Source organism: Bacillus sp. FJAT-47783 (assembly GCF_022808615.1).
GTDB lineage: Bacteria > Bacillota > Bacilli > Bacillales > Aeribacillaceae > Bacillus_BZ.
In genome coordinates this window covers 110,251-133,089 of the sequence record NZ_JAKZKS010000002.1, presented here as the reverse complement: position 1 = coordinate 133,089, position 22,839 = coordinate 110,251, and the positions used below count along the sequence as shown (strand labels likewise).

General features: G+C 38.5%; 21 protein-coding genes and 1 riboswitch. Of the genes, 2 read left to right on the top strand and 19 right to left on the bottom strand.

All coding sequences use genetic code 11. From position 1 onward, the window contains the following. Positions 1-24: 24 nt before the first annotated feature. The 3 genes from MLD65_RS03020 to MLD65_RS03010 form a co-directional block, all read right to left on the bottom strand. Entirely contained in the window at positions 25-1,809 is a 1,785-nt protein-coding gene (locus tag MLD65_RS03020) for an acyl-CoA dehydrogenase family protein (protein WP_243290388.1), read from the bottom strand. 112 nt (positions 1,810-1,921) lie between these two features. Then, on the bottom strand, positions 1,922-3,100 hold the full coding sequence (locus MLD65_RS03015) for an acetyl-CoA C-acetyltransferase (protein WP_243290387.1): 1,179 nt from the start codon (positions 3,098-3,100) through the stop codon (positions 1,922-1,924). A gap of 16 nt (positions 3,101-3,116) precedes the next feature. Next, complete coding sequence (locus tag MLD65_RS03010; RefSeq protein WP_243290522.1) at positions 3,117-5,501, bottom strand: 3-hydroxyacyl-CoA dehydrogenase/enoyl-CoA hydratase family protein; 2,385 nt, start codon at positions 5,499-5,501, stop codon at positions 3,117-3,119. Between the two features lie 180 nt (positions 5,502-5,681). On the opposite strand from MLD65_RS03010, the gene MLD65_RS03005 reads away from it, so the two are divergent. Then, entirely contained in the window at positions 5,682-5,834 is a 153-nt protein-coding gene (locus MLD65_RS03005) for a YuzL family protein (protein ID WP_243290386.1), read from the top strand. Positions 5,835-5,956: 122 nt separating this feature from the next. Here the strand turns inward: MLD65_RS03005 and MLD65_RS03000 are convergent, their stop codons facing one another. Genes MLD65_RS03000 through MLD65_RS02980 form a run of 5 tightly spaced genes read right to left on the bottom strand, consistent with a single transcriptional unit; the run spans position 5,957 to position 9,840 of the window. Continuing rightward, positions 5,957-6,208 carry a YusU family protein gene (locus MLD65_RS03000; protein ID WP_243290385.1) on the bottom strand — a complete coding sequence of 84 codons (252 nt, stop codon included), beginning with the start codon at positions 6,206-6,208 and terminating at the stop codon, positions 5,957-5,959. A 4-nt stretch (positions 6,209-6,212) separates the two neighbouring features. After that, the gene (locus MLD65_RS02995; protein ID WP_243290384.1) at positions 6,213-6,983 is read right to left on the bottom strand and encodes an IucA/IucC family C-terminal-domain containing protein; all 771 of its coding nucleotides are present in this window, start codon (positions 6,981-6,983) and stop codon (positions 6,213-6,215) included. Continuing rightward, a complete protein-coding gene (locus MLD65_RS02990; RefSeq protein ID WP_243290383.1) occupies positions 6,976-7,800 on the bottom strand; it encodes an ABC transporter ATP-binding protein in 825 nt (274 codons plus the stop codon). Before MLD65_RS02990 ends, MLD65_RS02995 begins: the two co-directional genes overlap by 8 nt. 13 nt (positions 7,801-7,813) lie before the next feature. Then, on the bottom strand, positions 7,814-8,869 hold the full coding sequence (locus tag MLD65_RS02985; protein WP_243290382.1) for a FecCD family ABC transporter permease: 1,056 nt from the start codon (positions 8,867-8,869) through the stop codon (positions 7,814-7,816). Continuing rightward, positions 8,866-9,840 (bottom strand): FecCD family ABC transporter permease, encoded by a 975-nt coding sequence (locus MLD65_RS02980; RefSeq protein ID WP_243290521.1) that lies wholly within the window; start codon positions 9,838-9,840, stop codon positions 8,866-8,868. The genes MLD65_RS02985 and MLD65_RS02980 overlap by 4 nt, the downstream gene beginning before the upstream one ends. A 225-nt stretch (positions 9,841-10,065) precedes the next feature. Here MLD65_RS02980 and MLD65_RS02975 point away from each other — a divergent pair, with 225 nt between their 5' ends. Beyond that, a complete protein-coding gene (locus MLD65_RS02975) occupies positions 10,066-11,055 on the top strand; it encodes an ABC transporter substrate-binding protein (protein WP_243290381.1) in 990 nt (329 codons plus the stop codon). Between the two features lie 279 nt (positions 11,056-11,334). Here MLD65_RS02975 and MLD65_RS02970 read toward each other — a convergent pair whose 3' ends face one another. The 11 genes from MLD65_RS02970 to rpmG form a co-directional block, all read right to left on the bottom strand. Further along, on the bottom strand, positions 11,335-13,743 hold the full coding sequence (locus MLD65_RS02970) for a heavy metal translocating P-type ATPase (protein WP_347709259.1): 2,409 nt from the start codon (positions 13,741-13,743) through the stop codon (positions 11,335-11,337). Positions 13,744-13,825: 82 nt separating this feature from the next. Beyond that, positions 13,826-14,032 (bottom strand): copper chaperone CopZ, encoded by a 207-nt coding sequence (copZ, locus tag MLD65_RS02965; protein WP_243290380.1) that lies wholly within the window; start codon positions 14,030-14,032, stop codon positions 13,826-13,828. A gap of 17 nt (positions 14,033-14,049) precedes the next feature. Beyond that, on the bottom strand, positions 14,050-14,376 hold the full coding sequence (locus tag MLD65_RS02960; protein ID WP_243290379.1) for a metal-sensitive transcriptional regulator: 327 nt from the start codon (positions 14,374-14,376) through the stop codon (positions 14,050-14,052). A gap of 149 nt (positions 14,377-14,525) precedes the next feature. Further along, on the bottom strand, positions 14,526-15,281 hold the full coding sequence (locus tag MLD65_RS02955) for a FixH family protein (RefSeq protein WP_243290378.1): 756 nt from the start codon (positions 15,279-15,281) through the stop codon (positions 14,526-14,528). A gap of 188 nt (positions 15,282-15,469) precedes the next feature. Then, complete coding sequence (locus MLD65_RS02950) at positions 15,470-16,714, bottom strand: dicarboxylate/amino acid:cation symporter (RefSeq protein ID WP_243290377.1); 1,245 nt, start codon at positions 16,712-16,714, stop codon at positions 15,470-15,472. Positions 16,715-16,828: 114 nt separating this feature from the next. Further along, a riboswitch (cyclic di-AMP (ydaO/yuaA leader) is annotated at positions 16,829-16,969 on the bottom strand. 65 nt (positions 16,970-17,034) lie between these two features. Further along, positions 17,035-18,192: a D-alanyl-D-alanine carboxypeptidase family protein gene (locus MLD65_RS02945; RefSeq protein ID WP_243290376.1), complete on the bottom strand. Its 1,158-nt coding sequence runs from the start codon at positions 18,190-18,192 to the stop codon at positions 17,035-17,037. Between the two features lie 523 nt (positions 18,193-18,715). Next, positions 18,716-20,098 carry an L-cystine transporter gene (locus MLD65_RS02940; protein ID WP_243290375.1) on the bottom strand — a complete coding sequence of 461 codons (1,383 nt, stop codon included), beginning with the start codon at positions 20,096-20,098 and terminating at the stop codon, positions 18,716-18,718. Between the two features lie 274 nt (positions 20,099-20,372). Next, on the bottom strand, positions 20,373-20,489 hold the full coding sequence (locus tag MLD65_RS18330) for an immunoglobulin domain-containing family protein (protein ID WP_481748488.1): 117 nt from the start codon (positions 20,487-20,489) through the stop codon (positions 20,373-20,375). Positions 20,490-20,535: 46 nt separating this feature from the next. After that, positions 20,536-21,921 (bottom strand): class II fumarate hydratase, encoded by a 1,386-nt coding sequence (gene fumC / locus MLD65_RS02935; protein ID WP_243290374.1) that lies wholly within the window; start codon positions 21,919-21,921, stop codon positions 20,536-20,538. A gap of 70 nt (positions 21,922-21,991) precedes the next feature. Beyond that, positions 21,992-22,450, bottom strand: a complete 459-nt coding sequence (locus MLD65_RS02930; RefSeq protein WP_243290373.1) for a hypothetical protein — start codon at positions 22,448-22,450, stop codon at positions 21,992-21,994. Positions 22,451-22,689: 239 nt separating this feature from the next. Beyond that, complete coding sequence (gene rpmG, locus MLD65_RS02925; protein ID WP_243290372.1) at positions 22,690-22,839, bottom strand: 50S ribosomal protein L33; 150 nt, start codon at positions 22,837-22,839, stop codon at positions 22,690-22,692.

Genomic DNA, 22,839 nt, shown 5'->3' with positions numbered 1-22,839 from the left:
TACGATCGGGATTTTCACTTTCATTTATACTGTATAGCTCTCTTCTTCGAGAATTTGTTTCGCTATTTCACGTTTCTTTTCAATAACATTGATTGGTGTATGTCTCGTTAATTTTCGAAGTGCTGATAACATCATACGAAGTGTATCGCCTTTTTCCACAGATACGAGGGATTCTTTTGCATGTGCTTCGATTTCGTTAAAGGCTTCTTGGCAGTAAACTTGAGTATATAATAACTTTTGCTTGCTCTTTTCTTCACCGTACTTTGCAATCGATTTTTCTGTCCGTAAAATCGCAGATTCCATCGCATATACGTTGTTAATAATATCGGCAATATTCACTAATACTTCTTGTTCCTTCTGAAGCGCTTGACCGTACTTTTGTGCAGCTAAACCTGCAATCATGAGCGCGATCTTTTTCGCATTTTTCACTAAATATTTTTCTTGCTCAAGCGTTCCTTCGCCTACTTCTTCCGGCATCATCATCATTAATTCTTCTTGTAAAGTTTGTGCTTTTTGTAATAACGGAAGCTCACCTTTCATCGCTTTTCGTAAATACGTTCCCGGAACAAGTAATCGGTTGATTTCGTTTGTTCCTTCAAAAATTCGGTTTATACGAGAATCACGGTATGCTCTTTCTACTTCATACTCAGCCATAAATCCGTAGCCACCGTGAATTTGTACCCCTTCATCCGCAATGTAATCTAACGTCTCAGACCCAAACACTTTGTTTAATGAACATTCGATCGCATATTCAGCAATCGATGCCGCAATGGCTTTTCCATCCTTCACTTCTTCTGGCGCTAATTTACTCATGCGATCTTCAAACAGACCTACTGTACGATACACAGAGCTTTCCATCGCATATAATTTCGTCGTCATGTTCGCAAGCTTTTCTTGAATAAGCGGGAACTTTGCAATGGGCTGTTTAAATTGTTGACGTTGATTTGCATATTCAGCAGAAAGCTCAACAACCCGTTTACAAGCACCAATAGCACCGACTGCTAGCTTATAACGACCAATATTCAAAATATTAAAGGCAATGACGTGACCTTTCCCAGCTTCCCCTAACAAATTCTCTTTTGGTACCTCAACATCCTCTAAAATCAATGTCCGAGTAGAAGAGCTTTTAATCCCCATCTTCTTTTCTTCTGGACCTGTTGAAACGCCTGGATAATCTCGTTCAACGATGAACGCTGAGAAATGTTCACCGTCAATTTTGGCATACACAACAAATACGTCGGCAAAAGCTGAATTCGTAATCCATTGTTTTTCCCCATTTAAAATGTAATGTGTTCCTTCTGCATTTAATTTAGCTGTCGTTTTCGCACCGAGCGCATCTGAACCAGATCCAGGCTCTGTTAATGCATAGGCAGCGATTTTCTCACCTGTTGCAAGAGCTGGCAAATATTTTTTCTTTTGCTCCTCCGTTCCGAATAACACAATTGGTAAAGAGCCGATTCCGACATGCGCTCCAAATGTAATCGAAAAACCGCCGGCACGAGAAAATTTTTCTGCAATTAGTGCTGAGCTTACTTTATCTAATCCTAATCCACCATATTCCTCTGGAACATCTGCTCCGAGTAAACCTAAGTCACCTGCTTGACGAAGTAATTTAACCGAAATATCAAACTGATGGTTTTCTAAATCTTCGATATGTGGAACAACATCATTGACGACAAAATCCTCTGTTGTTTTTGCAATCATTTTTTGTTCATCTGTAAAGTCTTCCGGTGTAAAGACACGCTCATAAGAAACATCCTCTAAAATAAAACCTCCGCCTTTAATGTAAGACTCTGTTTGGTTTGCCATATTCATCTTCCTCCCATTCCCTTTTCATCATTGATTCATTTTCAAAGATCGGGCACTACGACATTCGAAATGCCCGAATCCTCACTTTCTTCTATTAACCTTTCATTTCGCGTTAAGAAATTAACTCGAATACACCCGCAGCACCCATGCCTCCGCCAATACACATTGTTACAACACCAAACTGTTCATTGCGACGTTTCATTTCGTGAAGCAACGTTAACGTTAACTTCGCTCCTGTACAACCGAGTGGATGACCGAGTGCGATCGCACCGCCATTTACGTTTACTTTTTCTTCATCGATTCCTAACTCACGAATAACTTGAATCGATTGTGAGGCAAATGCCTCATTTAACTCAAAAAGGCCAATATCAGATAGCTCTAATCCCGCTAATTTCAACGCTTTTGGAATAGCGACAACCGGTCCAATTCCCATTACTTCTGGTGGAACTCCACCTACTGCGAAAGAGCGGAATTTTGCTAACGGTTTTAATCCGAGTGAGTCAGCTTTTTCGCGATCCATGACCATAACAGCTGCTGCTCCGTCACTCGTTTGTGAGGAGTTCCCTGCTGTTACAGAACCGTCTACCGCAAACGCTGGCCTTAGCGTTGAAAGAATTTCCTTATTTGTTCCTTCTCTAACCCCCTCATCTTGTGAAAATTGGATGACCATCTCTTGCAATTTGTGATCTTTTCCAACTGTTCTTACGGGAACATCAACCGGTACAATTTCATCTTGAAACTTTCCTTCTTGAATAGCTTTTGCCGCTTTTTGATGGCTGTAAACAGCAAATTCATCCTGGTCTTCACGACTTATTCCGTACTTTTTCGCTACTTGCTCAGCTGTATGGCCCATACTCATGTAATATTCGGGAGCTTCTTCTGCTAATGTCGCATTAGGGCGTACAACATGCCCCATCATCGGAACGATACTCATCGACTCTGCCCCACCTGCAATAACTGTGTCCGACTGCCCGAGCATAATTCGTTCAGCTCCGTAAGCAATCGCTTGTAAACCTGAAGAACAGTAGCGATTAATCGTTATCGCTGGTACGGTATGTGGTAAACCAGCAAGCGCTCCTATATTTCGAGCTAAATTAAGTCCTTGTTCAGCTTCAGGTGTTGCACAGCCAATAATTAAATCATCAATATTCCCTTCATAATTGCCGGCTCTTTTTAATGTTTCTTTGACAACAATGGCTCCTAAATCGTCTGGGCGAACATTCGCAAGTGACCCTTTTTTCGCCTTTCCAACAGGTGTTCTAGCTCCTGCGACGATGACGGCTTCTCTCATTTTCGTTTTCCTCCCCTTAGTTTCGAAGTGGTTTCCCTTTTAATAACATGTGCTGCATCCGTTGTTGCGACTTTGGTTCACCTATTAAACTTAAAAACGCTTCTCTTTCCAGCTCAAGTAAGTATTCCTCATCTACCTCTGTACCAAATGGAACTTTACCTCCAGCCAGTACATAAGCTAGATTTTTCGCAATTTTCAAATCATGTTCGGAAGCATATCCGGATAAGTACATAGAGTGTGCACCTAACAGTAACGTTGCATAACCTGTTTCACCGACAACAGGTATTTTCTTTTTCACAGGAGGTCTATATCCTCCGTCATATAGTGATAAGACGTTTTGTTTTGCATCAAATAATAGGTGATCAGCGTTCATACTAATTCGGTCTTGTGAATTTAAAAATCCGTAATTTCGAGCTTCTTCTGCAGATGTTGAAACTTTTGCTGTTGCAATCGTTTCAAATACTTTGTTCGCCACTTTCTGTAAGTCGAAATCCACTCCTTTTGGTAAGCTTTCAAGCTGCTTGATATAAAGCTCTTTATTTCCGCCTCCGCCTGGGATTAAACCAACGCCAACTTCAACTAATCCCATGTATGTTTCACTAGCTGCTTGAATGCTGTCAGCTGGTAAACATACTTCTGTTCCACCACCAAGTGTCATATTAAACGGAGCGGCAACGACAGGTTTTGAACTATATTTCATTTTCATCATCGCCTGTTGAAAACGGCGAACAACCATGTCAATGTCAAAGAAATTATCATCTTGAGCTTCCATTAAGATCATCGCTAAGTTTGCGCCAACACAGAAGTTTTTCCCTTGATTGCCGATAATAAGCCCTTTATAGTTACGATCCACCTCTTCTACCGCATAATCAATCATTTGGATAATATCCATGCCGATTGCATTGTTCCGTGAATGAAATTCTAAAAGAGCAACATCATCGCCTAAATCTATTAAACTAGCTCCACTATTTTTCTTCACAACACCGTTCGATTCTTTTAATGTTGAAAGATGAATCACCTTTTTGTTCAGCTCAACTAGCTTATACTCACCATTTCTATAATAGGACGGTTGATTATTTTCTTTTTTATAAAAAGAGTCTTGACCGCTCTCAATCATTTCAACAATCCATTGTGGAATGTCATAACCTTCTTGCTTCATTTTTTCAACTGATTTCTTTACGCCTATTGCATCCCACAGTTCAAACGGACCTAGCTCCCAACCAAACCCCCATTTCATTGCACGGTCAATCGCCACGATATCATCTGCAATTTCTCCGAGTAGATTGGCGGAGTACAGTAACGTTGGTGCAGTTATCTTCCACAATAATGTACCTGCTTTATCATTTGCATACAAAAGGGTTTTCAACTTATTTCGTAAACCTTTTTCTTGTTTCGCCATTTCGGTAGAGGCGGTTTTTAACTTTTGACGCGGTTCATACTCGAGTGTGTTGTAATTTAGTTCGAGAATATCTTTCCCGACCTTTTTATAAAACCCTGCACCTGTCTTACTTCCTAATCGATTGTCTTTTAACAACGCTTTCATAAATGAAGGTGGATCAAACACCGCTTTTTCTTCGCCTTCAACCTTCTCATAAACATTGTTTGCTACATGGAGAAATGTATCTAATCCAACGACGTCTAACGTCCGGAATGTTGCGCTTTTTGGTCGACCAATTAATGGTCCGGTTACAGAGTCCACTTCTCCAACAGAGTAATCGCCTTTTATCATTTCATTTACTGTTACTAATAATCCGTATGTTCCAATCCGGTTTGCGATAAAGTTTGGTGTATCTTTCGCGATAACAACTCCTTTTCCGAGAACATCTTCACTAAACTGTTTCATATACGCTAATACTTGAGCGTCTGTTTTCGTTGTCGGTATGACTTCAAGTAGCTTTAAATAACGTGGAGGATTAAAGAAGTGTGTTCCTAAGAAGTGTTTCTGGAAGTCATCTGAACGGCCTTCTGCCATTGCCTCTATCGATATTCCTGAAGTGTTTGAACTGACAATACTACCTTGTTTGCGATTCAAATCTATTTGTTCAAAAACTTTTTTCTTAATATCTAAACGCTCTACAACGACTTCGATAATCCAATCGACATCTTGTAGTTTAGCTAAATCATCCTCTAAGTTCCCTGCTTGAATAAGCTGAATATTTTCTTTTGATGTTAAGGGTGCAGGCTTTTGCTTGAGAAGTTTTTTTAGCGCCCCATTTGTAAAACGGTTACGGACACTTGTCTCTTGTAATGTTAAACCTTTTTGTTTTTCTTCCTCAGTCAATTCAGTCGGTACAATGTCAAGTAGTAAAACTGGAATGCCGATATTAGCCAAATGTGCGGCAATTCCGGAACCCATAACCCCAGAACCGATAACCGCAGCTTTTTTAATTTGCTGGACCATCATTTATCCCCTTTCGTCACTTTGAATGAATACTCATTCATTTTTACTTAAAAAATATAAGGAACAAATCCTTTTCTATTATAATATAAAATATTTAGAAAATTTGTTCAACAGTTTTCAATAAATTTTGCTTAAAAACTTTTTTATTTGGAAATGTTAAATTTCATAGGGGGTGAAAAATTGGCACGTCTAAAAAAACAACCTTCCAAAACTGGTGTCAGTGCAGCAAGTGTAAAAGGTAACTCCGGTCCTACTAGAGAAATGGACGGAGGTGGAAAAAAAACGAGTCAAAACCAGCAATATAAAAAGCACAATATGGGGGAAGAGGAATAAGCTTCTGTTCCTTTTCAAGGTTAAAATGTTGAAACGCTTGTTAATCAAATGATTGTCCGAAAGTATTTGATGAATATTTTTGGACAATAACAAAGATGACAAGCGTTTCTCAACATTTCAAATTATTTCTTCGTTTTAGCGCGATGCTGGTCATTTAATTGTTTGATTTCTTGGATGAGCTTTTTCATTTCTTCCTTTGCCTCAGGATACTTCTCATTCCAATGTTTAGCTAATGGCGGCATTGATTTCGCAATATATGTGTAAAGCACCCATGCTTTTACTTTTTCTTTTAATTCAGGATTCGTCTCCCCTAATAGAAGCTCCGTATACTTCTCTAGCAAACCATCGAGCTGATCCTTTAATGTTTGATCCATTATCTCACTCCTTTTCACTTACATGTTTCGATTGACAAGGACACGATTGACATCTTATTGTTCCACCATTTGTTAAATAATACAAACAACACGTTTTCCGAATTCTTATTTCTTTCTTGACAGTAGATTCATACACTTTTGGACAATAAAATGGAGTAAGAGGATTCTGTTCAAATGAACCAAACAATTCCCCTTTGGCGCCATTTATCACATAGTCAAAATCTTCTTGCACACGTACACTCATTTCAACTGGAAGACCTTTATTTCGTAACGATTCATACATCCAAAAAATATAAATGGAAACATTTTCCCATAAAACGATTGGTGAAATTTTTGCATACTGTGAAACGGATTTTATGACTGGATCAAAATGATGACGAAACAACACCGTTAACAATTCATCCCGTTTTTTATGTCGCTCATGTTCCATATCGATTACTTGTAATGATTTAAACATAAAGTTAGGGAGCCAAACATCGTTTTTATAGCCGCTTTGAATTGAGACATTTTCTAATTGTACATTGATCATCTTATTCCATATGGACATACTATATAACGCGAGTACCGCTAAAAATCCATAACGTTTCAAAAGCATCGATCCACATACAGCTCGTTTAGACGTTTGAAACTCTTGTCGTAAACGATCCAAATAAATCGTTAATGATTCCCGATTAAGTAAATCTTTGCAGTCAATTGATAGTTCAGAATCGACCGCCTCAATCGTTAAACGGTACTCTTTCAATTGGTCGATTTGCTCTTTTGTTAAGCTAGCCATATAAAGCCCCTGCTTGTTTTCCTTGAATGATGCACCTTCCTTTTCCATAAGGAATACATAACGGTGTTCCGAACAACGGATCTTTTGATACTTCACACTTCATATCAAATACCTCTTTTACAAGCTCACAGCTAATAATGTCCTCAGGTTTCCCTTGTTCGTATACTTGTTGGTTTTTTAATGCAACGATATGATGCGCATATCGACAAGCAAGGTTTAAATCGTGTAATACCATAATAATCGTTCGATTTTCACTTTCATTTAATTCATATAATAAATCAAGCACCTCAATTTGGTGTGTTAAATCTAAGTACGTTGTCGGCTCATCTAACAAAATGATATCCGTATTTTGTGCAAGTGTCATCGCAATCCAAGCTCGCTGCCTTTGTCCTCCAGAAAGGGAGTCGACCATGCGATCCTTTAAATCTGTCATCTTTGTCCGTTCAAGTGCATAATGAACCGCTTCTTCATCTTCCTTTGACCATTGCTTTAACCAATTTTGATACGGATATCTCCCTTGCTTTACTAATTGGAGTACCGTTAAACCTTCAGGTGCTTCTGGTGACTGCGGGAGAATGGCTAATCGTTTCGCCACTTCTTTTGTCGGCAAGTTTGAAATGGCCTCTCCTTCTAATAATACGGCGCCGCTAGTCGGCTTTAACAGCCTGGCTATAGACTTTAATAATGTTGACTTTCCACATCCATTACTCCCGATAAAAATTGTAATTTCACCTTTTGGAATGGTTAAATTTAATTCATTAATAATGATTTGTTTTCCATATGATAAGGTTAAACCTTCCGTTTGAATCACACTCATTACGCTCCACCTCCTAGGAATTTCGATGTTTATATAATAAATAAATAAAATACGGTGCCCCAATTAATGCCGTAAATACACCTGCTGGTACTTCAAGTGGCAAAAATAATGTTTTCCCTAACAAGTCTGACAACATGACGATAATCGCCCCAATAAGCGCAGAGACAGGAAGAACCACTCCAAAGCTAGATCCCACTAACCTTCTTGCTATATGGGGTGCAATTAAACCAACAAAACTAATCCCTCCAGCAAATGACACCGCACTTGCTACAAGCGCTGTACTTAACATTAATAACAAAAATCGGTTTCGCTCAACATGACTTCCAACGCCAGTCGCTATTTCATCTCCAAATTCTTGAATATTTACATTTCTTGTCATAACAACGGATATAATAAGGAGAATAACAGTTAGTGGGAATAATATGTAAACTTGACTCCAATTTGCTGCATAAACGGAACCGGTAATCCAAATATTCGCTTGAGACGCTTGGTAAATTGGTCCTTTTATCATAAATAATGTCGTTAACGATTTCGTTAGTAATGACAAGCCAATACCAATTAATACAAGGCGAAAGGTTGAAACGCCATCCTTCCATGCAAATAAATAAACTGCAACTCCCGTCAAACAAGCACCTATAAATGCTGCAACAGGCATCCAACCGATGCTAACAGTTAAGGAATGATTTGTATCTGAAAAAATCGTTAAAAACAAAACGACTGCAACTGAAGCTCCACCCGTTACCCCGATGATGTCAGGAGAAGCTAAAGGATTTCGAAATAAATTTTGCATGATGGCTCCTGCAACAGCCAAACATACCCCAACAAATAAGGCAATGAATATTCGTGGAAACCGAAATGAAAAGATGACTAATTCATGTAATGAGCTTCCATTCCCTATAAGCGCTTGGATTAAGTCATTAGGTGAATAAAAAATTTCTCCAACACTTGAACTAAGGAGAATAATCATAATGGATAAAAAGGTGAGAATGCTACATACTTTTACTGCACTCTTATCAAGTAAAAATGAAACCGCACCTTTTCCAAATCGAAATGCTGTATATTTTTTCATGACGATTGGAACCCCTTTCGTGCAATATAGATAAAAAATGGTGTTCCGATAATCGCCGTCATCACACCAACTGGAATTTCCTCAGGCATCACAACGTAACGTGCCCCAATATCTGCAATCACTAATAAAATACCACCAAACACCGCACAGTACGGTAAAATCCATCGGTAGTCGTTCCCTGTCACAAATCGCGCAACATGGGGAACAACAATACCAATAAAAACAATCGGCCCAGCTACTGCTACAGCTCCACCTGAGAGAATAATGATCACAATTGCTGCTAATAGCTTTACGGTCCCGGTCTTAACCCCTAACCCTTTTGCTACTTCTTCTCCGAGCATAAGCATATTAATTTTAGGCGCTATAAAAATACATAATATATATGCAACGCTCATGTAAGGAAGAACGGCTAACAGTCCGTCTAATTTGCGGCCTTGCACGGAACCTGAAAGCCAGAAATACACTTGATCAAGTGCCGCTTCATTTAACACTAAAAATCCTTGTGTTAAAGATGAAAATAATGCTGCTACTGCCGCACCAGCTAATGTTAATTTTAAAGGTGTTAAACCTTCTCTACCTAATGAGCTGATAAAATAAACCGTAAATGCTGCTACTGCCGCTCCTAAAAAAGCGATCCATGTAAAAGATTGTAAGTTATTTACAGAAAAAAGTGAAAAGGCAATGACAATAAAAAAACCTGCTCCTGAGTTAATTCCAAAAATGGTCGGTGATGCAAGTGGATTCTTTGTAATCGCCTGCATTATCGCTCCAGCAATGGCTAATGCTCCCCCTACGATCGCTGCAATTAAACTTCTCGGTAACCGCACATTTTGGATAATGATATGTTCATTCGATCCATTAAAATTTGTAAATGCATCCCAAGCCATCTTCCAACTCGTGTCTGTATAGCCATATACAATACTGGCACACATACTAAAGATTAAAAAGAAAAAAGAAAAAAGAAGGATGATCGCTTTTGTCCGATTCGATATCGCCACACTATGTCTCTCCCTACGATTGGATTCCAATAGATTGTTATAAACAATGTAATGTTTTTTCTATTATTCTATTATTGATAGTCATTTTCATTATAACGACTTTGAAAATCATTATCAATTATGTGTTGACATCTTTTTAAAAACCTCCTAGTATAGAGAATGTAAATGAAAACAATTATCATTATCGGAGGTGCAATCATGAAACATCATACATACCGGAAAACATTATTAACATTATTTTCTGCTGTACTCTTACTCGTTTTAGCTGCCTGTAACAGCTCAACTGAAAAAGCGGAAAGTTCCGAATCTACGAAAGAAAGTGAATCCTATACGGTTAAACATGCAATGGGCGAAACGCCTATTGAGAAAAAACCGGAACGTGTTGTCGTCTTAACAAATGAAGGAACGGAAGCTTTATTAGCCCTTGGTGTTAAACCTGTTGGTGCCGTTCAATCATGGTTAGGTGACCCTTGGTATGACCATATCGCTTCTGACATGGAAGGCGTTGAAGTGGTTGGCGTTGAACATGAAGTAAACGTTGAAAAAATTGCTGAGCTACAGCCTGATTTAATTATCGGAAATAAACTTCGTCAAGAAGCAATCTACGAACAGTTAAGCAAAATTGCGCCAACTGTATTTTCTGAAACGTTACGTGGTGAATGGCAAGACAACTTTAAATTATATGCACAAGCGTTAAACCTTGAAGAAAAAGGTGAAGAAGTTCTTGCGAATTATAATGCCCATATTGAAGAAGTGAAGGCAGCGCTTGGAGATAAATTAGACCAAGAAGTATCTGTCGTTCGCTTTATGGCTGGAAAAACACGTATTTATTATACGGATTCATTCTCTGGTGTTATTTTTAATGAATTAGGCTTTAAACGTTCTGAAAAACAAGGTGAACTATTCAAAGAAGATAACAAATTAGGCAAGCTTGCCGTCGAAGTTGGGAAAGAACAAATTCCAGAAATGGATGGAGACATTCTTTTCTACTTCACGTATGCCCCACCAGGAGATAAAGAAGCTGTGAAAACAGAAGAAGAATGGACAAAAGATCCTCTTTGGAAAAACCTAGAAGCTGTGAAAAACGGAAATGTTCACAAAGTAGACGATGCCATTTGGAACACAGCTGGCGGTGTGTTAGCGGCAAACTTAATGCTTGACGATTTAGTAGAAAAATTAGGTGAATAAGGAGTTTAGGAACTCAGCTTTTTGAACGGATTCCCCCTCCCTTATAGATAAACCTGCCTACAAGCTCATTGTAGGCAGGTTTTATGTTTACGGAAAAGGAAACGAAGTGAAGAAAAAGAACAAATCCGCAAATTTGGTTCAAATTCTCGCAAGTTTTGAAAATATCCGCAAGTCTTGAAAATATTACACAAGTTCATAAAAATATTACGCAACCCGATTAAAAAGAAGCTTTTATACATAAAAAAGATCACCTCTAATCACGAGATGATCCTACAATCATTAAGAATGTACTTTCATTTTTTGTAATCTTAATGCATTTAATACGACCGAAACAGAGCTAAATGCCATGGCCGCTCCTGCTACCCATGGGGCTAATAGGCCGAGAGCTGCAATTGGAATACCGAGCGTATTATAGGCAAAAGCCCAAAATAAATTTTGCTTAATATTTCGCATTGTCATCCTGCTCATATAAATGGCGTCAACAATGCTCGTTAAATCGCCTCTCATTAACGTCACATCGGACGCTTCAATGGCAATGTCTGTTCCAGTTCCAATCGCCATGCCAATATGGGCGGTCGCTAATGCAGGTGCATCGTTAATCCCATCCCCGACCATTGCAACGGTTTTTCCTTGTTGTTGTAACTTTTTCACTTCTAAAGCTTTATGCTCTGGGAGCACTTCACTAATGACATGATCAATTCCGACGTCTTTTGCAATGGCGTTAGCGGTCCGTTCATTGTCTCCCGTAATCATATAAACATCTATGTTTAATGCTTTTAATCGCTCGATCGCTTGTTTAGATGTATCTTTCACATTATCACGAACGGCTAGCATGCCAACACACTCATTCTCTACAGCGGCTAGCATTACCGTTTTCCCTTCTTTTTCTAATGCTTCCATTTTTGTAAGCACTTCATTACTGATCTTAATTTGCTCATCTTTCAATAACTTCCTTGTACCGAGTACAATCTTCTGATCATTAACGATTGCTTTAATTCCATGTCCCGGAATTGCTGCAAATTCAGTAGGTTCAACAAGGTTGTCATGTTGTTCAATTCCTTTGACAATCGCTTCTGCAAGCGGATGTTCAGAACGATTTTCAGCTGATGCAATCAATGGTAAGAGCTCTTTTTCTTTCCCATTAAAAATAATGGTATTAGTTAATTGTGGTTCCCCTTTAGTAATTGTTCCCGTTTTATCAAGGAGTACCGTGTCAATGCGGTGAGTGGATTCCAAATATTCTCCACCTTTAAATAAAACCCCTGCTTCGGCTGCACGACCTGAACCTGCCATAATCGATGTAGGTGTCGCTAATCCTAACGCACATGGGCAGGCAATGACTAATACGGCAATCATATGCTCTAGAGCTTGCGAAAAGTTTCCTGGATCGACAACTAAATACCAAATAATAAATGTGACAAGAGCGATCGCCACAACAATCGGAACAAAAATGCTTGAAACTTTATCAGCTAATCGTTGGATTGGCGCCTTAGACCCTTGTGCTTCTTCCACCACTTTAATAATTTGTTGGAGTGCACTATTTTTTCCAACATTCGTTGCTTTAATCGTCAATGTACCATGTTTATTAATGGTCGCCCCAAATACCTGATCACCTATCTCTTTATCTACAGGGACACTTTCGCCAGTCAACATCGATTCATCAATGGCTGATTGTCCCTTTACAATTTCACCGTCTACAGGAATTTTTTCACCCGGCCGAATGAGAATCCGATCACCTTGTATAACGTCTTCAATTGGAATTTCTTGTTCAGTACCATTCCGAATAACCGTGGCCGTTTTTGCTTGTAAGCTCAATAATTTTTTAATCGCATCGGATGAGCGTCCTTTTGCCCTTGCTTCAAACAATTTCCCTAACAAAATAAGCGTTATTAAAACGGAGCTCGTTTCAAAATATAGTTCTGGCATCATTATATCTTGACCGATTGATTGAATCGTTAAATACAAACTATAAAAGTAGGCAGCAGACGTGCCAAGTGCAACGAGCACATCCATATTCGCACTTTTGTTTTTTAAATTTTTATAGGCCCCCATATAAAACTGCCAGCCAATGAAAAATTGTACAGGTGTTGCCAATAAAAACTGAAACCACGGATTCATAAATAACGGTGGTACGTAAATCGCTTGTGTAAACGAAAAATGTCCAACCATTGCCCAAACGAGCGGGAAAGAAAGCATTAGGGAAAAGAAAAACTTCGTTCGTTGCCGATTAATTTCTTTTTCTCGAGCATTTTTACTATCTTCGTTTTCTTTTAATGAAGCTCCATATCCGAGTTTTTTAATTCTCTCAATGATATCTTTCGGTGTTAAAACCCCTTTTTCATATTGTACTTGCGCCTTTTCCAGCGCAAGGTTAACAACAGCTTTTTCAACACCTTCTAATTTATTCAAAACTTTTTCAATCCGATTCGAGCAGGCGGCACACGTCATTCCTGTTATGTTTAGCTCTACTTGTTCAGTTGCGACATCATATCCTAGATTTTGTATTTTATCTTTTAATTCAGCACGGTTTATTTCTTCCGAATCAAACGTAACTTTCGCCTTCTCCAATGCTAAATTTACGGTCGCTTCCTTTACCCCTGCGGTTTTATTCAAACTTCTTTCGATTCTATTCGAACAAGCGGCACACGTCATTCCCGTTATATGGAAGTTTGTTTCCTTCTCATTCACGAACGAACCCTCCTCTCATACCATACCAGGGTATATAAAGTGCCTAAAAGAGAGCGTGCTTCTTTACACGCTTCCTCTCTTTTTAGACAACATCATACCCTTGATCTTCAATGGTGTCTTTAATCTTATCAGCTGATACTTTTGTTTCATCAAATTCAACTTTCACTTTTTCATCTGCAAGTTGTACCTTGACAGACTGAACACCTATAAGTGATCCAACACTTGTTTCCACTGCGTTTACACAATGATTACAAGACATTCCTTTTACTGTTAACGTTTCTATTCTCATCGTAAAATCCTCCTCGATTATTTTTTCATCATTCTTTTAATGGTTGTTAATACTTCGTCAATGACTTCTGTATCTCCTTCTTGAATCCGTTCCATGACACAGCTTTTCATATGTCCTTCTAATAACAATCTGCTAACAGAATTTAGGGCAGACTGAATAGCGGAAATTTGCGTAAGCACATCATCGCAATACGTATCCTTTTCAATAAGGCCTTTTACTCCACGAATTTGTCCTTCAATTCGATTTAGCCTAACAACAAGGTCTTTCTTAAATGTATTTGAATGGTGACTTTTTCTATGTGATAATTCTTGTTGAACAAGGTCGTTGTTATGATTTTTTTCCATCTAACCTCCCCCTCGAACACATATTACCATACCCCCGTTATGTATATCAACAAACACTTTCTCTTATTTTACTATTTCATGAATTCAATACTTTATACAGAAAAAGAGGATAGAACCGAAAATGGCTCTAACCTCTTTTCAAATTGATTCTACTGGACGTTTACTGTTTTCTCCGTATGCTCGTGTAATCCTTCGTCGTTAGAAACATGAATTTTTACGTGATACGTTCCTTTTTCTTTGAACGTATATTTCCCTTCATACGTACCTTCACTTTGTTCTTTCACATCGACCCAATCGTGTTGATGAGAGTCAGAATACCAAATTTCAAAGCGGACATCCGCTTCAGTAATCGGTTGATCATCTTTTGTAACCGTTGTCGTCAACGTTGTTTCCTCATTCATTTTAACAGAATCAGTTGGCGCAAATTCCATATCGACTATTTCATGATGGTTGGAATGACTTTCTTCTACAGCGTGATCATCATGTTCATGCTGTTCAGTAACTTCCTCTTTTTCCGGATCCCCAATGACAATTTGTTTTTTAGGCATATTGTGCTGATCTTTTGCTGTAACATGGGACTGGATGAAATAGACACCATCCTCTTTGAAGCGATAAGTAATTTCATAAATGCCATTTGAAGAATGCTTCGCTTCAATCATTTCACTTGAATCTTTTTTCCCGTCCTTCCAAATTTCAAACATAACTTCATTGGCATCTTCTACTTTTTCATCTCCAAAAGTCACTTCTGCTTGCAGTTTAATTTCTTTATCTACTTCACCATTTGCTGGAACTTGAAGGTCTACTTCTAGCATATGGATTGCTTCTGATTGTTCAGCTGGGGGATTATCTTGATTGCATGCTGTTAATGCTGTTGCTAATAAAAATATAAAGAGATATTTCTTCACGTTAATCACCTTTCATTTTTTATTATCTCCACTTTATCCATTTCAGAGCTTTATTAAACAGATCAATGTCTTTACTAAGATAACTTGAAAATGAATCTTAAACAACAACCTACTACTTCGTTTTTATGACAAGATGATGAACATTTTTTCTCTATAAAGAAAAAGCAGCTCCGAAGAACTGCTTTCTCTTATACAGCTTCTGATATCGCAGAATCAGTGGGTGATCCATATTTTTTCTCTGATTGTGTGATACAAACGGCACAAGCGGCATCCCCAGCAATATTAATCGCTGTTCGTGTCATATCAAGTAGACGATCCACTCCAAGAATGAGCGCAATTCCTTCAACAGGCAATCCAACAGTGTTTAATACCATCGCGAGCATGATAAGGCCAACGCCAGGTACTCCAGCTGTCCCAATACTTGCAAGAACTGCCGTAATGACAACCATTAGCAATTGTTCGAAAGTTAACTGCTCATTGAATACTTGTGCGATAAAAATGGTTGCAACCCCTTGCATAATAGCTGTTCCATCCATATTAATCGTTGCTCCAAGCGGTTGTACAAAGCTGCTAATCGGCTCAGGAACTTTTAACCGTTTCTGGGCTATTTCCATCGATACCGGTAACGTTCCACTACTCGTTGATGTACTGAAGGCCACACTCATAGCCGGGAAAAAGTTTTTAAAGAAGAAAACTGGGCTCATTTTCCCAATAAAATAAACCGCTGAACCGTAAGTTACGGAAGCATGAATGAATAAGGCCAGTACAACGACCAACATGTAAAGCCCCATCGCTTTTACAGCATCCCATCCTTGACTGCCAACAGCTGTTGCAATAAGTCCAAACGCACCATAAGGAGCAAGCTTCATCACAATGGTTACAAGGTACATCATTAATTCATTCCCTTGTTCCACAATTCTTAGTAAGCTTGATGTTTTTTTCCCAAGCATGGAAATTCCAAACCCTACAAAAATAGAGAACGTAATAATTTGTAACATATTTCCTTCCGCCATTGCTTGAATTGGGTTTGTCGGAATAATGTTTAATAACGTTTCGCTAATAGACGGCGCCTCTTTCGCTTCATACTCTGCTGTTGTTGTATCGAACGTTCCAATATTCCCTGGTTGAATAACAGAAGCTAATGAAATGCCAATCGTAATCGCAATCCCTGTCGTAATGAGGAAAAAAACGATCGTTTTAACACCAATTCTCCCAAGCTTCTTTGGATCTCCTAAACCAGCTACACCTAATGTAATTGAAAAAAAGACGATTGGAACAACAAGCATTTTAATTAAATTTAAGAAGATTTGACCGATTGGAGTGAAAATAAATGTATCAAAGACGTTAAATAATTTCGGAGATGTAGCATTTAGCACAAGCCCTACAAGTAAACCAGCTACGAGCCCAATAATAATTTTTGCTGACAGTTTCATATATGACCTCCCTAGATGTATATTTACTAGATTCATTAATTGGGTGTGTAAGAAATTACAAATATGCTTATTTCCATAAAAAAAACCACGAGAGAACTCGTGGTTTTTCACACTCAAACTTCTCTCCAATGCTTACGAGGTTAGCTGTCGGGTTCGGATTGAAGAGTATCCTACAAACGATTCACCCCAAATGCTTCAAAATGCATTCTCTTTGGTTCCCCCGCTCCCCTAAAAGGGATTCAGCGAAAAAATATAGTCTTTACTATTATTTTATCTATAATATACTAATTTTCAAATATTTTTTATTTCAAAGAAGCACATTATAATTTTCTCACTTCTAAAAAGAAAAAGCCTGTTACCATGAACGCAGCAAGTAAGGAAACGATAAGTATATTTGAATAATGATCAGATAGTCCGTTCATATTAAGTTTTTGCGTTTCCTTCTCCATCACTTTGTCTTGTTTTACTGGGTTTAATGTCAATTTTTTGATAAGGCGATCTCCTTCTCCGACAATCCATAATTCACCGTTCGCCTTCACTGTTTCAATTAATTGTTCACCATTTCTTTTCGTAAAATATACGTTATCAGATAATGTATACTGCTGTTTTACATCATCTACATAAGACGTACCACGCTGAATATTGGCTGTTTCGAAATTGGCCAAACTATAATTCATTAATTGAATCGTATCGTTGTATGCTATTTGGCTATTTGATGCTTTTAATGTCACGATAATGACGCTTATGGAATCATTTTCTGCCGTTGTAACTAATGTGTTTCCTGATTCGTCAACATATCCTGTTTTACCACCCGTCACCTCAGGAAAAGAAGAATCAATTAATAATTTATGATGATTCACAATGGTCGTATCCCACGTTTCTCCGTCCCACGGGAGTTCCTTCGTTGCAAATATTTCACGAAACGTTTCATTCTCCATTGCATATTGGGTAATCTTCGCCATGTCATATGCTGTAGTTTGATGCTCTTTGTGGAATAGTCCACTTGGATTTACAAAGTGAGTATGTCGAATGCCGATGTTTTCTTGTAAATAGTCGTTTATTTCTGCAGAAAACTGTTCAACACTTCCACTTAAATGTTCTGCAATCGCTATCGCTGCATCATTTCCAGAATTAATGACCATTCCTTGAACGAGTTTTTTTAATGGTACAACCTCCCCTTCTTCTAAATAGACTCGTGTACCATCCGCCTGACGTGCACGCTCACTTACTGTCACGAGATCGTCCAAGTTGCCATTTTCAATCGCAAAGATGGCCGTTGCTATTTTCGTAATACTGGCGGGATACATATTTTCTTCAGCCTGTTTCTCATAAAGAATATCACCGCTTTTGGCATCAATAACAATGGCAGCCTCGCTTTGGATGTTCAATTCCTCATTGTTTGCCTTGGCCTGTCCTAACGGGAAAAATAATTGAATAATGAATAAAACACAAATACATTTATAGAAAAAATGTTTCATTTACTTTCACCTTTTCGTGTTGTATATAGTTTAAAAAAACGGTTCTTTTTCAAACTTCTGAGCTAGTATATAGATTTGTCCTATATTTTTTATCGGAAAAATACTTCATTATTTAATATCAATAAATGTATTCGCGTTCAACGGTATTTTTCTGATCGGAATGGATATATTTTTTATTAGTTTTAGATAGCCATAACATTTTAGAGAATGTAAATTACCGGACATAAAAATGAAAGAGGAGCCAACTTTAAGCTCCTCTTCTACAATTTATCCCACTCTTAACGGGCCCCACCTCAAGATTCTGTAGGAAAGCAAAGAAGATAGGTGAGGGACAAGGTCCGAAAAAATGAACACAGACTAAGAGCGCCACGTCCTGTGGCAACGTCTGTGTAACCCACATCCTGTGGGTCACAAGGGCCTTTAGGTCATCCCGTAGGGACTAACATTCAGTGGGGGATGAAAAAAACCCCCACTGAATGAAGTTTCACTTTATCGTATTTAACGTCATTTTTTAGAAATTAAATTAAGCCTCCACATGTTGAGTTTCATTGTAAACTTGTTGATCCATTTGTCCTGTCGCCTTACTTGTTAATACCCCTGCGGTCATCGCACCACTTACATTAACAGCTGTGCGCCCCATATCAATGAGCGGCTCAACAGAAATGAGTAACCCTGCTAAACCAACAGGTAAGTTTAAAGCAGATAAGACGAGAATAGCAGCAAAGGTAGCGCCACCACCAACACCGGCTACTCCAAATGAGCTAACAGCAACAACAGCGATAACCGTTGCAATAAACGATGGTGTTAATGGATCGATTCCAACTGTTGGGGCTATCATCACCGCTAGCATTGCTGGATAAATACCCGCGCAGCCATTTTGGCCAATCGACAATCCGAATGAACCAGAAAAATTTGCAATTCCTTCTGATACACCAAGTTCAGCGGTTTGCGTTTTTACATTAAGCGGTAAAGCACCTGCACTTGAGCGAGATGTAAAAGCAAATGTTAACACCGGTAAAACTTTCTTCACATAGGTGATCGGGTTTAACCCTGCCATCGTAAGTAGGAGTAAATGAATGAGAAACATAATCGTAAGAGCCACATAAGAAGCAATGACGAATTTCCCTAATTTAGCAATAGCGTTTAAATCAGTTAATGCAACAGTTTTCGTCATAATGGCTAATACTCCATATGGTGTAAGGCGTAAAATCAATGTGACAACACGCATGATGATGGCATGAAACGCCTCGACAATTTTAGCAAACATATCGGCTTGCTCTGGTTGTTTCCGTTTAACCCCCAAATAAGCAATCCCTAAAATGACGGCAAAAATAACAACGGCAATCGTTGAAGTTGGACGAGCTCCCGTAAAATCTAGAAATGGATTACCAGGTAGTAGCTCGACAATTTTTTGTGGCAATGACATATTCTCTATGCCATCAAGTCGTTCTTCTAACTGCTGCCCTCTAGATAATTCTGCTTCCCCTTGTTCGATCTGAACGGCTTCTAATTGGAAGCCGACTGTTGTAGCAATGCCAACCGCTGCTGCAATGGCTGTTGTACCAACTAAAATGCCAATGATCATTGAACTAATTTTCCCTAAATCGTTTGTAATCGAAAGCTTCGTAAACGCAGACAAAATCGAAATAAAGACAAGTGGCATGACAATCATTTGCAGAAATTTTATATACCCGGAGCCAATAATATTAAACCACTCAACAGATTGTGAAACAGTTTCTGAAGCTGAACCATAAACAAACTGTAAAACAATACCAAATATAATTCCGATTCCTAATGCTGTAAACACACGTTTAGAGAAGGAAACGTGCTTTTTTTGCATATAAAATAATCCTAAAACAATAAGTAACATAATAGCAATATTCACTAAGACCAATATTGTATCCATTTGGAATCCCTCCCTTTTCTTTACTCCATTAATATTGTAGATTACTATAATATAATTATTCCTACCTGTCAACTATGATTATTTTTTATCTTTATCCATTCTTTCAAATAGTATGAATAAACCATTATTATATGAAGAAAAAGAGCCTTACGTGCTTCATTGAACACGTAAGGCTCTAAAATCTTTTCTTTTTTTCAGGTTGTGCTTTATTTCAGTAGATTCCTCTTTTCTTATATCGCTTACGATGGATCCACCTCGTCAAAGGATAATGTTGTCACTTCAGTATAGTCGCCACGAGCAATTTCTTCTTTGGAAGCATTTGTCGCAATTCTTCATTGTCATCTATTCCTAGAGCGATGGTCGGTAAGTCCTTCTTGTTTTCTATTTTCATCCATGTCACCTTCTTTTTTATTTAGCCTATCTTTTTGACACCTATTTTATTTTGGCTCTGTCATTTCTTCCGGGTTTACAATATTATCAAATTCCTCTTCTGATAATATTTGTAACTTTACAGCTGCTTCTTTTAGTGTGATACCTTTAGAAAAAGCTTCCTTAGCAATTTTCGCTGCTTTTTCATAGCCGATATGTGGATTGAGTGCTGTCACAAGCATTAAGGAATTTGTTAAATGTCGCTTTATCACTTCTTCGTTTAACGAAATACCGACTATACAGTTGTCATGAAAAGAACGAATACCATCAGCCAATAACCGGACGGATTGAATAAAATTATAGATGATCACGGGCTTAAATACGTTCAACTGAAAATTCCCTTGACTTGCTGCGATTCCAATCGTTGCGTCATTTCCCATCACTTGTGTGGCAATCATCGTCAGCGCTTCACTTTGTGTCGGGTTTACTTTTCCTGGCATAATGGAGCTCCCCGGTTCGTTAGCGGGAATCGTCATTTCACCGATTCCACAGCGGGGGCCACTTGAAAGCCATCTAACGTCATTCGCAATTTTCATTACGTCTGCTGCAAATGCTTTTAACGCTCCATGAACATGTACAATTTCATCATGGCTTGTTAAGGCATGAAATTTATTTTTGGAAGATGTAAATCGCTTATTTGTCAGGCAGCTAATTTCCTCCGCTACTTTCTCACCGAATTGTGGATGTGTATTTATTCCTGTCCCAACAGCCGTTCCACCGATTGCTAGTGGAAGCATTTGCTCAGTACTTTGCTCAATCATGCTTTTTGATTTTGTTAACATATGTACCCAACCGCTTATTTCTTGGCCAACCGTTAAAGGCGTTGCATCTTGCAAGTGGGTTCTCCCAATTTTGATCACATGTGAAAAGGCCTCTTGTTTCTCCGTTAACGTATTCAACAATCGATCGATTTCTGGAATTAATTGATCCATGACAACTAAAACTCCCGCAATATGCATAGCGGTTGGAAACGTGTCGTTCGAACTTTGTCCCATGTTGACATCATCATTCGGATGAATCGTTTCTTTCGAGTTCTTTTTCTTTAGCTGTTCATTTGCTTGATGTGCAATCACTTCATTGACATTCATATTCGTTTGAGTACCGCTACCTGTTTGCCATACGACTAAAGGAAAATGTTCATCGTATTCACCGTTTATGATTGCATCACAAACATCCATTATCACCTTGGCTTTTTCTTCGTTTAGCTTTCCTAATTCTCCATTCACTTTTGCTGCACTTCTTTTAATCACGGCAAATGCGCGAATAACTTCAATGGGCATTTTTTCAATTCCAATTCGAAAGTTTTGACGACTTCGCTCCGTTTGCGCTCCCCAATACTTATCTATTGGTACTTTTACTTCTCCCATCGTATCGCGCTCGATTCGAAATGACATATTATTCCCCCCTTATCCGTTTGTCTCATCTTATTTTTAGCCGTATCAAAAGGGAATAAACATTATGAACTTACTTTAATGTAGAATGATGAGAATCTTGTACGTCATGCGGCTCGATAATAGGTCCTGTCCATTCCGTAGTGACGAAAAAAAGAAGAAACAACAGGAGAAGCCCTACAGGATGAAAAAAAACAAACCGGACAAATGGTGGAAACACAACATGCAGTTCGTCTTTAAACATAGCCATGATCATTAAAAACACAACGACATGGACGACCAACATCATTTTCACGATGGAATCATGATAAATGGGGTGCAGCATTTCCCCTGTCATCGCCCCCATCATACCGCCCATCACACCCGCTAAAAACCCATCCAAAACAGCTCCCCAGTGATAAACCCGTCCAAAAATAGCCCCTACAAATACTCCGGTAATCATTCCGATAACCGTTGATGTCATTAAATCAAATGCTTCAAATATACTTGTCACTACGCCAGCAAGTAATCCTGAACTCATTGCAAAAGCCATCGCCACCATCATTCCGGTTAGCCGTGGAAACTTTTCAACTTTACATATCAACATGTAAGAAACGACTAGTATTCCAATACTTAAGAAGAGGATCCATGAAAGTGCAATATTAATATTCTCCACCTCCACTAGATTAATTGGATACTTCCAATATATGTGCTCTTGTTGGATTCTATACAATTATCGCTTCAAACATCATACATAAAAAGGATGACCGAAACTGGCCATCCTTCGTGAATTTATTTCGTCTCACGGTGCAAAGTATATCGTCTTAGACGCGGACTATATTTTTTTAGCTCTAATCGCTCTGGATTTGTTCGTTTATTTTTCGTTGTTATATAGTTTTTGTCTCCTGTTTCCGTACAAGCTAGCGTAACCTTTACTCGCAT